This is a genomic window from Pseudomonas sp. R4-39-08 (assembly GCF_003852275.1).
Classification (GTDB): domain Bacteria; phylum Pseudomonadota; class Gammaproteobacteria; order Pseudomonadales; family Pseudomonadaceae; genus Aquipseudomonas.
On sequence record NZ_CP027733.1, the window covers coordinates 4,450,949 to 4,463,584 of the forward strand.

Genomic DNA, 12,636 nt, shown 5'->3' on the forward strand with positions numbered 1-12,636 from the left:
ACTCAACCGCGCTCGGACGGCACCGACGACAGTTCGAACGGGCTGCTGCTGCGCCGCTGGTTGCGGTCTTCACGCGGGGTGGCGCCGAAGAAGTTGCGGTAGGCGCTGGAAAAATGCGGCCCCGAAGAGAAGCCGCAGGACAGGCCAATCTGGATGATCGACTTGCTGGTCTGCATGAGCATCTGGCGCGCCTTGTTCAGGCGCAGTTCCAGGTAGTACTGGCTGGGGACGCGATTGAGGTACTGCTTGAAGATCCGCTCCAGTTGTCGTCGCGACACACACACGTGCTGGGCGATTTCATCGGTGGTCAGCGGCTCCTCGATATTGGCTTCCATCAGCAACACCGCCTGGGTCAGCTTCGGATGGCTGGAGCCCAGGCGGTTTTGCAGCGGAATGCGCTGGCGCTCGCCGCCTTCGCGGATACGCTCCACCACCAGTTCTTCGGAGACCGCACCGGCCAGTTCGGCGCCGTGATCACGGGCCAGCACCGCCAGCAGCAGGTCGAGTACCGACATGCCACCGCAGGCGGTCAGGCGGTCGCGATCCCAGTCGAACAGATGGCTGGTGGCGATGACCTTGGGGAAACGCTCGGCAAAATCATCCTGCCAGCGCCAGTGCACGGCGGCGCGGTAGCCGTCGAGCAAGCCCAACTGGGCCAAGGGGTAGACACCGGCCGACAGGCCACCGATCACACACCCTGCCCGCACCAGTTGCTTGAGCGCCGAACTGAGCTGGGAAGCGATGACGGTCGGCGGCTCATCGGCCAGCAGGAACAGCTTCTGAAACCCCTCCAGCTTGCCGGCCCACGGTTCGCCCGGCAGTTGCCAAGCGCCTTCGGTGGCCGGCTCTGCGAGCAAAAACGACAGCTCGTAGACCACGTCCGGATGCACCCGCTGAGCAACGCGCAAGGCCTCCTCAGCCAGCGCAAGCGTGAGGGCTTTTGTGCTGGGCCAAATCAGGAAACCAATTTTGTGGGCGGTCATGGAAGGCTATCCGAAGCGAGTAACGGTAATGAAGACAAAGGCCAATGCTAGCCGGTAAACCAACACAAATCTCAAAAACAATGAAGCCCTGCCCTCCTGTAGGAGCGAGCTTGCTCGCGAAAATCGTCAACGATAACGCGGGAAGCCTGACACCCCGTGGCGTTCTCAGGTTTTTCGCGAGCAAGCTCGCTCCTACAGGTTGGGGGTGCAAAGCAGTCTTGGTTATTTCAAGCTACCGGACAGGAACTGCTGAAGACGCACAGACTGCGGATTCACCAGCACTTCACGCGGATTGCCGCGCTCTTCGACGATACCTTTGTGCAAGAACACCAACTGGTTCGACACTTCACGGGCAAAGCCCATTTCGTGGGTCACCACCACCATGGTGCGGCCTTCCTGGGCCAGGTCCTGCATCACCTTGAGCACTTCGCCGACCAGCTCCGGGTCGAGGGCCGAGGTGGGTTCGTCGAACAGCATCACCTCCGGCTCCATCGCCAGGGCACGGGCGATCGCCACGCGCTGCTGCTCGCCGCCGGACATGTGGCCGGGGAACGCATCCTTGCGATGGCCCACGCCGACCTTGGCCAGATAATGCTCGGCCTTTTCACGGGCGTCTTTTTTCGACATGCCAAGCACGTGCACCGGCGCTTCCATCACGTTTTCCAGCGCGGTCATGTGCGACCACAGGTTGAAATGCTGGAACACCATGGACAGGCGCGAACGCATGCGTTGCAGTTGTTTAGGGTCGGCGGCCTTCATGGCGCCGTCTTTGTTTGCGACCAGTTTCAGCTCTTCGTTATTGAGCAGGATCTTGCCGGCGTGAGGTTGCTCGAGCAGGTTGATACAGCGCAAAAAGGTACTTTTGCCCGAACCGCTGGAGCCGATGATGCTGATCACATCACCGGCAGCGGCGGCCAGGGACACGCCTTTGAGCACTTCATGACTGCCATAGCGTTTATGCAGGTCTTGGACTTCAAGTTTGTACATGCGGTCGGTTCTCACAAAAACAGGTGGTCAGTCGTTGAGCAAGCGCCCGTGACGCAGCGCTTCGCGCCCCGCCACCTTGGCTAGCCAGAAACCCGCTTGGGCATAACGCAGCCGTTCAACGGCGAACAACACCCCGGACGTGCCCGCGCAGACAATGCTGACGCGGTCGGTCAGAGGATTAATCACTTCAAAAATCGGTTCGCCGGTTTCAACCCAGTCACCGGCTTTACGCAGGTAACTGATCACCCCGGCGTGGGGTGCGAACAGCAACTCGGTGCCTTCGAAGGGCATGCCTTCACACGCCTCGTGCTGCGGTGCGGGCCATTCGCCCTTGATCAAGCCTTGTTCGGCGAGGAACGCCAGGATGCCCTCGGCGTGGAAGATCGCCTCGTCGCGGCCGGTGTCGGCCTGGCCGCCCAACTCCAGGGTTGTCGCCAGACAGGCCAGCGCAATCTGCGCCTCGGGGAACGCCCGGGACAAACGCAGCCACGGCAGCGAACACGCCTCGTCAAACGAACTGCCACCGGAATCTTCCGCCAGCAGGCCGACTTTTACATTCAAATGCGCCGACAGCGAACGCCACTGCGGCCAGTGCTGGGGCAGCGCATACATGTGCAGCGCGGCTTCGGCGTCGCAATGCAGGTCGAGGACGATGTCGGCGGTGCAGGCATGGCCCAGCAGAATGCGCTGCATGCCTTGCAACTGGCTGCTCGGCGGCGGCAAGGCGTTGAGCACATCGCTCATGGCCTGGCGGATCAGGCGCACATTGGCGTGGGGGTCATCGCCCAGCTTGCCGTGCAGACGCTCGGCGACGGGCGCGCTCAACTCGACGAAATCGCGGTTGAAATTCTTGCCGCTGCCGACCTCGAAACGCCCCTGGTGGCTGCCTTGCAGCAGCTGGCCCAGGCCCATCGGATTGGCCACGGGCACCAGCTCGATCACGCCATTGAGCGCCCCTTGGCGTTCCAGGTCGGTAAGGCGTTTTTTCAGCTCCCAGGCGGCGCGCATGCCGGGCAATTCATCGGCGTGCAGGCTGGCCTGGATGTAGGCCTTGCGCTCGCCACTGCCGAAACGGAACACACTCAGCTGGCGCTCACAACCCAGGTGGCCCCAGGGCAACAGGTGATCGATACGTTCCATATCAATGCTTCCGTGGCGCCAGGTAGCTCAGCCAGCGGCGCTCGGCCAACTTGAACAGGCGCACCAGGATGAACGTCAGGCACAGGTAGAACGCGCCGGCGGTGATATAGGCTTCAAACGGCAGGTAGTACTGGGCGTTCACCGTGCGCGCGGCACCGGTGATGTCGATCAAGGTGACGATGGAGGCCAGGCTGGTGGTCTGCAGCATCATGATCACTTCGTTGCTGTACTGCGGCAGCGCGCGGCGCAGGGCCGACGGCAACAGGATGCGACGGTACAGCTTGTAGCGCGACATGCCCATGGCCTTGGCCGCTTCGATCTCGCCATTGGGCGTGGCCTTGAGGCTGCCGGCGATGATCTCGGCGGTGTAGGCGCTGGTGTTGATCGCGAACGCCAGGCACGCGCAAAACGTGGCACTGGACAGCAACGGCCACAGGAAGCTTTCCCGTACGGCCTCGAACTGGGCCAGGCCGTAATAGATCAAAAACAGCTGCACCAGCATCGGCGTGCCGCGGATCACATAGGTGTAGAGCCATGCCACGCCGTTGACGATCGGCTGCTTGGACACGCGCATCAAGCCCAGGGGCAAGGCGGCGAGCAAGCCGAAGAACAGCGAGATGGCGAGCAGTTTCAGGGTGGTCAGCAAGCCGCCAAGGTACAGCGGCATGGCCTCCCAGATGACGTTGTAGTCGAAGATCATAGATCAGCCGCCCTTACGCCTACCGAGTAGCGCTTCTCAAGATAGCGCAGGGCCAGCAACGACACGCTGGTGATCACCAGGTACATCGCCGCCACTGCGAGGAAGAAGGTAAAAGGCTCGCGGGTGGCGTCGGCCGCCTGCTTGGCCTTGAACATCATGTCTTGCAGGCCCACCACCGAAATCAGCGCGGTGGCCTTGGTGAGTACCAGCCAGTTATTGGTGAAACCGGGGATCGCCAGCCGGATCATCTGCGGCACCATCACCCGGAAAAACACCTGGAAGCTGCTCATGCCATACGCCAGGCCGGCCTCGGCCTGCCCCTTGGGAATAGCCATGAAGGCACCGCGGAAGGTTTCCGACAGGTAGGCGCCAAAGATGAAACCCAGGGTGCCGATACCGGCGGCCAGGGGGTTCAGGTCAATATAGTCGTCAAAGCCGAGCATCGGCGCGACGCGGTTAAGCAAGTCCTGGCCACCGTAGAAAATCAGCAGGATCAGCACCAGGTCGGGGATCCCGCGGATCACCGTGGAGTACAGGTCGCCCAGCCACGCCAGCCAGCGCACCGGCGACAGGCGCAACGCGACCCCGATCAGACCCAGAACAATGGCCAGGGCCATGGACGACAAGGCGAGCTGAAGCGTCAACCATGCGCCATCGAGGATGACGGCCCCGTAGCCTTTCAACATGATTCAGGTCCTCGAAAAGGGGGATGAAAAAATGGCGCAAACTTCAGAGTGTTCTGTTGCTTGCGCCATTTCGGACAGACAGCTGCGATTATTTACTGGGCATCAGCGCCATAAATATCGAAGTCGAAGTACTTGTCCTGGATCTTCTTGTATTCGCCATTGGCACGGATCGCGGCGATAGCGGCGTTGATGCGCTCCAGGTTTTCCTTGTCGCCTTTGCGAACCGCGATGCCTACGCCGTCGCCGAAGTATTTGACGTCGGTGAACGCGGGACCTGTGAACGCGTAGCCTTTGCCGGCGTCGGTTTTCAGGAAACCGTCCTGCAGCAGGGTGGCATCGGCCACGGTGCCGTCGAGGCGACCGGCTTGCACGTCCAGGTAGATTTCGTTCTGGGTGCCGTAGGGAACGATGGTGGCGCCCTTCGGTGCCAGGACTTCCTTGGCGAAACGGTCATGGATCGAACCACGCTGCACGCCGATCTTCTTGCCTTTCAATTCATCCAGGCTGTCGCTGACGGCAGTGCCTTCCTTCATCACCAGGCGAGCTGGGGTGAGGTAGTAGCGGGTGGTGAAGTCCACGGATTTCTTGCGGTCTTCAGTAATGGACATGGATGACAGGATCGCGTCGATCTTGCGCACTTTCAGCGCCGGGATCAGACCGTCGAATTCCTGCTCGACCCACGTGCACTTCACGTCCATCTGCTTGCACAGGGCGTTGCCGATGTCGTAGTCAAAACCGACGATGCTGCCATCCGGCGCCTTCGAGGCAAACGGAGGGTAAGCGGCTTCGATACCAATTTTCAGCGGTTTGCCTTCAGCGAAAGCCTGCATGGACAGCACGGACAGCGCCAGGGCGCCCAACAGCACGAGTTTCTTCATCTTGGGACTCCATCGGTATAGGGCAAAACAGCAGTATGAGCCATGGCCCACGATGCGGCGAAGGTGAAACCGAAAGCGGTGCAGCGTCCTGCGCCAGTGCGTGCCAGCGACGACGAGCGAGTGATCGGCATTCTAACGACAGGCTGGAAGCCGATATTTCCTCAATGCGACAACAATTTACAGAAGCACCGAGAAAGCGGTTCCAACTCATTGACAGCCTCTGAATTTTATGCAGAGACAAAAGATATTAAACCAGCTGATGCTGCAAATTGCGGGCCTATTATTCGCAAACCCTTCTAGCACGGCAAGTGTGGCGTTTAATCTTATTTCAAAGGGTGTCTGAAACGCGGTTTTCCTGGGCGCGAGCGTAGCCGTTTGCCTCATGCGTGGGCGCGGGGTTACACATTTGCGTTAACCGGTAACATTCAGAAATGTCCTACTGTGAAAACCGATATTTATTTGTCAGCTGGCTATGCAGGCAGCAGCTGTACAGGCCTTGAAATGCAATCCAAATGTGGGAGGGGGCAAGCCCTAATGCCAGTCAGTTAAGGACGAACACTGTACCTGTGGCGAGGGAGCTTGCTCCCGCTGGGCCGCGAAGCGGCCCCAAAAATGGGACTGCTGCGCAGTCCAGCGGGAGCAAGCTCCCTCGCCACAGATTACTTTTTACCCTTTCTACTTCTTAACTGACTGGCATTAGGGCAAGCCCCCTCCCACATTGGATTTGTAGTGATTTCGAGAGACCATGAAAAAGCCCCACCCGGCCTACGCCGAATGGGGCTCTTTCCCATCCACTCCGCCTTACGCGACGTTCATGGTCTTGTGCGTCTCGATCAAATGCGCCACCACCCCCGGGTCGGCCAGGGTGGAGATATCCCCCAACCCGTCATACTCAGCCGTGGCAATCTTGCGCAGAATCCGCCGCATGATTTTCCCCGAACGCGTCTTCGGCAAGCCTGGCGCCCACTGGATCACGTCCGGTGAGGCAATCGGGCCGATTTCCTTGCGCACCCAGTTTTTCAGCTCCAGGCGCAATTGTTCGGTCGGCTCTTCGCCACCGATCAAAGTGACATAGACATAAATGCCCTGCCCCTTGATGTCATGCGGCACGCCGACCACCGCCGCTTCCGCGACTTTCGGGTGTGCCACCATCGCGCTTTCGATCTCGGCCGTGCCCATGCGGTGGCCCGACACGTTCAACACGTCGTCCACACGCCCGGTGATCCAGTAGTAGCCGTCCTCGTCGCGCCGCGCACCGTCGCCGGTGAAATACATGCCACGGAAGGTCTTGAAGTAGGTATCGACGAAACGGTCATGATCGCCAAACAGCGTACGCGCCTGGCCCGGCCACGAATCGAGGATCACCAGGTTGCCCTCGGCCGCGCCTTCGATCAGGTTGCCGAGGTTGTCCACCAACGCCGGCACCACGCCAAAGAACGGCCGCGCCGCCGAACCCGGCTTGAGCGCATGGGCGCCCGGCAGCGGGCTCATCATGTTGCCGCCGGTTTCGGTCTGCCACCAGGTGTCGACAATCGGGCAACGGGATTGGCCGACATTCTTGTAGTACCAGTCCCAGGCTTCCGGGTTGATCGGCTCGCCTACCGAGCCCAACAGGCGCAGGCTGCTGCCATCGGCGCCTTCAACGGCGGCGGTGCCCGATGCCATCATCGCGCGGATCGCGGTGGGTGCGGTGTAGAGAATATTGACCTTGTGCTTGTCGACGATTTTCGCCACCCGGGTGATGTCCGGATAGTTCGGCACACCTTCGAACAGCAAGGTGGTCGCGCCATTCGCCAGCGGGCCGTAGACAATATAGGTGTGGCCGGTGACCCAGCCCACGTCGGCGGTGCACCAGTAGATTTCGCCAGGGCGGTAGTCGAACACGCGCTCATGGGTCAGGGCTGCATACAGCAGGTAACCGCCGGTGGTGTGTTGCACGCCCTTGGGCTTGCCGGTGGAACCGGAGGTGTAGAGGATGAACAGCGCTTCTTCGGCGCCCATCTCTTTGGGCGCACACACAGTGCCCGCCACTTTCATCAGGTCTTCGTACCAGATGTCGCGATGCTGGTTCCACTTGATCGTGCCATTGGTGCGCTTGCACACAATGACCTTCTGGATGCTGCTGGTTTCCGGGTTGGTCAGTGCGTCATCGACGTTGGCCTTCAGCGGAATCTTCTTACCGGCGCGAATGCCTTCGTCGGCAGTGATCACCACCTTCGACTTACAGTCGATGATGCGACCGGCCAGGGCTTCCGGCGAGAAACCGCCGAACACCACGGAATGAATCGCACCGATGCGGGTGCAGGCGAGCATGGCGACCACAGCTTCGGGGATCATCGGCATATAGATAGTCACCACGTCGCCGCGATGCACATCCTGGCCGCGCAGGGCGTTGGCGAACTTGCAGACTTGTTCATGCAGCTCGCGGTACGTGATGTTGCGGCTCTCGGCAGGGTCATCGCCCTCCCAGATGATCGCGATCTGGTCGCCGCGCTCGGCGAGGTGACGGTCCAGGCAGTTGTAGGAAACGTTCAGGGTGCCATCGGCGAACCACTTGATGTCGACATGGTGATCGTCGAACGACGTCTGCTTCACCGTGGTGAAAGGCTTGATCCAGTCAAGACGCTTGGCTTGCTCGCGCCAGAAACCATCGGGATTGACCACCGATTGCTGGTACATCGCCTTGTAGGTCGCCTCGTCGGTCAGCGTGTTGGCTGCTACTTCGGGGCGAACGGGGTACAGGGAAGCCGCACTCATCTTTCTTACCTCGGTGACATAGTTGTTGTTGTATGGCCCCTGTTGTAGCCGGGGTGGGCCTATAGAACCATTCGACGATGGTAGTAACAAGACCCTACAAATTACCCAGCTATGCCCAGCTGCCGCTCTGGCCCGCGCCCCGTGGCGCTTCGCAGGTTTCTGAAAAAACCTTCATGGAGGGATTGTTACAAAAACTGCCAAAAGTGTTTATCAAAACCACGGGTATATGAATATAAGCCGCAGGCCTAGAATCAACCCCGTCAACACGACACCGAGATTAACACCGCAACAGCCCCCACGAAGGCAACGTTAATCCGAACTTCCCAACTCTCAAGTTACACACGCGGCCTCACAAGGGCCCCGTGACCCCTTTCGCCCTGAAGAAGGTAAATAGAGAAATGAAAGCGTTATTAGTTTTAGCCCTCAGCAGCCTGTGCGCCACCGCCGCCCTGGCCGACGAAGCCCCGACCGAGCTGGCTGGCCAGAACGCCCCGATTGTTGAGGACTATACCTACAGCACCCACTTGGACGTCGCTAAAGTGGTCTCCATGAGCAACATCCCGGAAGTATGCGAAGTTGTACCGGCGAAGATGGAATATGAAGATTCCCAAGGCCAGCGTCATATTCTTAATTATCATGTAATGGGTAATGGTTGCTCTAACGGTTGATTATTGGTTAGTGGATTCTTGTTCGCCGCAAGAAATCGTTCTTGCGGCAAAGAGCCGGTCCTTAATCCACCGCCCTCCCCTCCACAAAAAAACATCCCACCGCCCGTCAAAAAATTCCTCCCCCGCCAACCCCCTGCAAACCCTCGCCCTGGCCCAAATAGCAGCCTTTTTGTCCGCTCACCGGGACAATCCGCCACAACACAAACCCGAATTTTTCCCTATAATGCGCGGGTAAATCGGGCCTGCAATATCCCTTTACACAGGGACGAAGAGCCAGACCTGAGGCCTCCGCTGGAGCAAGCCCCCGCCGCTCCGCACCTCAAGCCTCATGCAGAACCCGTAACCCAATTGCGTTTAATGCCTGCGCTAGCTGCTGCAACAAACGATTCCTTAAGATCCACCGCGGCCCTGGGGCCGTGTGAACACCCAACCATCCGGGTTCACACGGGCACCTTTGAGCCCTCACGCAGGAGACGACACGTCATGCTGAGCTGGGACGAATTCGACAAAGAAGAAGAAGGCGAAGTAGCCACCAAAGGCGCCAACGCCGGCCACGCCACCGAAGCCAACATGGACCGCCTCGACGGGGCCGGCGCTGCCGCCGCCATCGAAGCCCGCGCCGTCACCGCCAATGACTCCGCCGCCATCGTGCGCGCCAAGGCCGCCCTGGACAAACTCGACGTCGCCGAAGGCCTCGCCGAACTCGAAGGCGCCTCCGCCCGCGTCGCCGTTGACGAAAAGCGCATGATCAACTGCCGCGCCGACCTCAACCAGCTCGTGCCCTTCAAGTACGACTGGGCCTGGCAGAAATACCTCGACGGCTGCGCCAACCACTGGATGCCGCAAGAGGTCAACATGACCGCCGACATCGCCCTGTGGAAAGACCCCGAAGGCCTGACCGACGACGAACGCCGCATCGTCATGCGCAACCTCGGCTTCTTCTCCACGGCGGATTCGTTGGTCGCCAACAACCTGGTGCTGGCCGTGTACCGCCTGATCACCAACCCGGAGTGCCGTCAGTACATCCTGCGCCAGGCCTTCGAAGAAGCGATCCACACCCACGCCTACCAGTACTGCATCGAATCCCTGGCCATGGATGAAGGCGAGATTTTCAACATGTACCACGAGATTCCATCGGTCGCCAAAAAGGCCGCCTGGGGCCTGAAGTACACCCGCTCGATCTCCGATCCGAAGTTCGAAACCGGCACCGTCGACACCGACAAGGAACTGCTGCGCAACCTGGTCGCCTACTACTGCGTGCTGGAAGGCATCTTCTTCTACTGCGGCTTCACCCAGATCCTCTCCATGGGCCGCCGCAACAAAATGACCGGCGTGGCCGAGCAGTTCCAGTACATCCTGCGCGACGAGTCGATGCACCTGAACTTTGGTATCGATGTGATCAACCAGATCAAAATCGAAAACCCGCACCTGTGGGATGCCGAGATGAAGGAAGAAGCGACCCAGATGATTCTGCAAGGGACGCAGCTGGAGATCGAATATGCGCGGGATACCATGCCGCGCGGTGTTCTCGGTATGAATGCGGCGATGATGGAGGACTATCTGAAGTTCATCGCTAACCGTCGTTTGTCGCAGATTGGGTTGAAGGAAGAGTATCCGGGGACTACTAATCCGTTCCCGTGGATGAGCGAGATTATGGACTTGAAGAAAGAGAAGAATTTCTTTGAGACTCGGGTGATTGAGTATCAGACTGGCGGGGCTTTGAGCTGGGACTAATTACAAAATAAAACAGCACTTAGCTGGTACTGATCAAAGTAATGAGTGAGCCCTCAAAGCGAGGGCTTATTTATCTTAAAACCGAACAAACCTTAAAGCGAACTTCCACCATTCAAAATTGTGTTCAGCCGAACCAACTCACTTTCAAGAAACTCATTGCGTTCTGACAACTTAAAATTCTCGTCTAATAGAAAATTTTTCGACGGCCTCTTGGGGTCATGATATACACCCAGGTCAAAAACTAACTCCACCTCATCTTTGTAAGGCATCAAAGGCTGATACAACTGATAAAAAGCTCGCCCCACCGCCCCTCTAAAGAGCTCAAGTTCCGGGCGCCTAGATCCCGCCGATAAAATATGGTCAGTTGCAATTCCAGGATACGGATCTATATAAACAATTTTCTTTAATCCTAGCTGATACGCTTTTTTGGCACAAAGCTCGCATGGACTAGCGGTAGTAAACAATACTCCGCCTGCAAGCTTTTGCCCTCCATGCTTCGATATTTGCATAAAGGCATTTTCTTCGGCATGTAAAGATCGAGTATGAACCTGATTTTTCTCACCTTCGATCTCGTTCTGTATTCCCTTAAAGCAGAACGATAGATTCCTATCCCCCTGCCCACTCTTAGCGATTATTTTGGAAAACTTATTACTTAATGCCGCCCTAAATTTAGGATCTTTTTGCTCGTAGTCACTATAGTCGTCTTTATTTAGCCCTAGCAGTAAGTCCTCTGCGCTTCTCAATATACATGGCGTTTGTCCTTGAGGTGTACTATTCCAACCAACTGATTTAATACTATAAGACTCATCTGTGACGACAGCCCCAACCTGTCTAGATATACAACCAGAATTTTGCTTCGCTGTGTACGCTATCTGCATACAGTTTTCCAAAGACGTAGGCATTATAATTCCAGGCCTAGCCATCAGCGTCACATACCAGGCTAACTGGCTTACCAAATCATTGTGATTAAACTCACTACCCTTCGAATTATGAATATGCACATCGGAGTTCTCTATGCACTCTTGCATATTTTGCGCAATGAATCTCTCTGCTCCGGAGAGCTTACTCGGATATTCCTTAGCATCTATTTCAGCAATCACTTCAATTGAAAACTTTCGAAACTCTCGCAAACTACGACGCCTCTCAACATCCGTAGTATTAATAGAGAACAAATAGAAGTTTGCATATCTACGCTTAAGAAAGAAAGCTTCATAAGGACTTCTGATAGCATCAATCACAATGCGACAAGGCAAACCCTCCAACTTCGTCTTCGCCCGAACAACTTTAATGATAAAATTAATATGCTTAGGAAAATTAAATATCTCCCCAGCAATAAACCCCGATACATCTGCTCGTGCAGATGCTCTTATATTATCCCCAGTTTTCTGGTAAAGCCGAGTAAAGTTCGCCCCACCTAGCACAACCCTTAATTTATTAGTTATTACGGGCAGCTCTTTCAAATAAAGATCAAACCAATCTAAAACTTGACTTTGAGCAAGCACCCCATAATTCAAATTAAGCTTAATTACTTTTTTTCTCACTGTATGAAATACCCTTGATGCCTCAACTATCTCTGACCTAGAAAAATCAGGAAAAAAATTCGTCAAATAAGTGCTAAAGGCACGAACAGATAAAATAGACAAGTGATACGTAATAACGCAACTAACCTCAACTCTATAAAATGATTGCCAGCCACTACCGTCGATATACCTCTTTATAATCCTATGTTTCTTTAACTCATTTTCAGTCAGCCCTTCATAACCTTCACCTGGAACATTTATCTCATCTGAAGACAATATCTTAGCTGCGGTAGTGCATCCTGATCCAGTTCGCCCTGTCAAGCCGATTATGAGAAAGTTTTTCGTTTCTTTATAAATATTGTCAATTGCTGACGCAGTACTACTATCCATAGATTCCTCGTTAGCACAGAAATTTTATTAATATCACAATCCAAAGAAAGTGGCGAATGGCCACTCTAGAGTAGATCACATATTGCACAACTGCACAGAAATCCAGGAAATTTCTTACTTATTTTTCACTACCTGAAGAGTTGATCGAAGTCCTTGTTTACAGCTAGCCTCGTTTCAGGTGCCTAAGAAACGC

The 12,636-nt window shown here is 56.4% G+C and carries 11 protein-coding genes and 1 pseudogene; 4 read left to right on the forward strand and 8 right to left on the reverse strand.

Translation table 11 applies throughout. The annotated features are described in order from the left end of the window. Window positions 1-2: 2 nt before the first annotated feature. Complete coding sequence (argR, locus tag C4J88_RS20495) at window positions 3-983, reverse strand: transcriptional regulator ArgR (RefSeq protein WP_124371611.1); 981 nt, start codon at window positions 981-983, stop codon at window positions 3-5. Window positions 984-1,063: 80 nt separating this feature from the next. Here argR and C4J88_RS27835 point away from each other — a divergent pair. Further along, window positions 1,064-1,180: pseudogene (locus tag C4J88_RS27835) on the forward strand (outer membrane lipoprotein carrier protein LolA); the annotation flags it as partial. 25 nt (window positions 1,181-1,205) lie between these two features. Here the strand turns inward: C4J88_RS27835 and C4J88_RS20505 are convergent. The 5 genes from C4J88_RS20505 to C4J88_RS20525 form a co-directional block, all read right to left on the reverse strand. Next, window positions 1,206-1,970 (reverse strand): ABC transporter ATP-binding protein, encoded by a 765-nt coding sequence (locus C4J88_RS20505; RefSeq protein ID WP_046069190.1) that lies wholly within the window; start codon window positions 1,968-1,970, stop codon window positions 1,206-1,208. 27 nt (window positions 1,971-1,997) lie between these two features. Further along, window positions 1,998-3,110 carry a succinylglutamate desuccinylase/aspartoacylase family protein gene (locus C4J88_RS20510; RefSeq protein WP_124407969.1) on the reverse strand — a complete coding sequence of 371 codons (1,113 nt, stop codon included), beginning with the start codon at window positions 3,108-3,110 and terminating at the stop codon, window positions 1,998-2,000. Window position 3,111: 1 nt separating this feature from the next. Continuing rightward, entirely contained in the window at window positions 3,112-3,810 is a 699-nt protein-coding gene (locus C4J88_RS20515) for an ABC transporter permease (RefSeq protein ID WP_124371614.1), read from the reverse strand. Continuing rightward, entirely contained in the window at window positions 3,807-4,496 is a 690-nt protein-coding gene (locus tag C4J88_RS20520; protein ID WP_078738713.1) for an ABC transporter permease, read from the reverse strand. Before C4J88_RS20520 ends, C4J88_RS20515 begins: the two co-directional genes overlap by 4 nt. Before the next feature lie 92 nt (window positions 4,497-4,588). Beyond that, entirely contained in the window at window positions 4,589-5,374 is a 786-nt protein-coding gene (locus tag C4J88_RS20525; protein WP_124368067.1) for an ABC transporter substrate-binding protein, read from the reverse strand. A 42-nt stretch (window positions 5,375-5,416) separates the two neighbouring features. On the opposite strand from C4J88_RS20525, the gene C4J88_RS20530 reads away from it, so the two are divergent. Further along, a complete protein-coding gene (locus tag C4J88_RS20530) occupies window positions 5,417-5,674 on the forward strand; it encodes a hypothetical protein (RefSeq protein ID WP_124364057.1) in 258 nt (85 codons plus the stop codon). 501 nt (window positions 5,675-6,175) lie between these two features. Here the strand turns inward: C4J88_RS20530 and acs are convergent. Further along, a complete protein-coding gene (acs, locus tag C4J88_RS20535; protein WP_124368069.1) occupies window positions 6,176-8,131 on the reverse strand; it encodes an acetate--CoA ligase in 1,956 nt (651 codons plus the stop codon). A 398-nt stretch (window positions 8,132-8,529) separates the two neighbouring features. On the opposite strand from acs, the gene C4J88_RS20540 reads away from it, so the two are divergent. Together C4J88_RS20540 and C4J88_RS20545 are read left to right on the forward strand one after the other, a co-directional pair. Next, window positions 8,530-8,799 carry a DUF2790 domain-containing protein gene (locus C4J88_RS20540; RefSeq protein ID WP_124364059.1) on the forward strand — a complete coding sequence of 90 codons (270 nt, stop codon included), beginning with the start codon at window positions 8,530-8,532 and terminating at the stop codon, window positions 8,797-8,799. Between the two features lie 483 nt (window positions 8,800-9,282). Further along, entirely contained in the window at window positions 9,283-10,533 is a 1,251-nt protein-coding gene (locus tag C4J88_RS20545; protein ID WP_124364060.1) for a ribonucleotide-diphosphate reductase subunit beta, read from the forward strand. A gap of 92 nt (window positions 10,534-10,625) precedes the next feature. Here C4J88_RS20545 and C4J88_RS20550 read toward each other — a convergent pair whose 3' ends face one another. After that, entirely contained in the window at window positions 10,626-12,443 is a 1,818-nt protein-coding gene (locus C4J88_RS20550) for a deaminase (RefSeq protein ID WP_124407970.1), read from the reverse strand. Between the last annotated feature and the right edge of the window lie 193 nt (window positions 12,444-12,636).

Coding starts and splice junctions, on each gene's coding strand:
- C4J88_RS20515 (WP_124371614.1), bottom strand. CDS start 3,810: ATGATCTTCGACTACAACGTCATCTGGGAGGCCATGCCGCTGTACCTT.
- C4J88_RS20520 (WP_078738713.1), bottom strand. CDS start 4,496: ATGTTGAAAGGCTACGGGGCCGTCATCCTCGATGGCGCATGGTTGACG.
- C4J88_RS20525 (WP_124368067.1), bottom strand. CDS start 5,374: ATGAAGAAACTCGTGCTGTTGGGCGCCCTGGCGCTGTCCGTGCTGTCC.
- C4J88_RS20510 (WP_124407969.1), bottom strand. CDS start 3,110: ATGGAACGTATCGATCACCTGTTGCCCTGGGGCCACCTGGGTTGTGAG.
- C4J88_RS20530 (WP_124364057.1), top strand. CDS start 5,417: ATGGCCCACGATGCGGCGAAGGTGAAACCGAAAGCGGTGCAGCGTCCT.
- C4J88_RS20505 (WP_046069190.1), bottom strand. CDS start 1,970: ATGTACAAACTTGAAGTCCAAGACCTGCATAAACGCTATGGCAGTCAT.
- argR (WP_124371611.1), bottom strand. CDS start 983: ATGACCGCCCACAAAATTGGTTTCCTGATTTGGCCCAGCACAAAAGCC.
- C4J88_RS20540 (WP_124364059.1), top strand. CDS start 8,530: ATGAAAGCGTTATTAGTTTTAGCCCTCAGCAGCCTGTGCGCCACCGCC.
- C4J88_RS20550 (WP_124407970.1), bottom strand. CDS start 12,443: ATGGATAGTAGTACTGCGTCAGCAATTGACAATATTTATAAAGAAACG.
- C4J88_RS20545 (WP_124364060.1), top strand. CDS start 9,283: ATGCTGAGCTGGGACGAATTCGACAAAGAAGAAGAAGGCGAAGTAGCC.
- acs (WP_124368069.1), bottom strand. CDS start 8,131: ATGAGTGCGGCTTCCCTGTACCCCGTTCGCCCCGAAGTAGCAGCCAAC.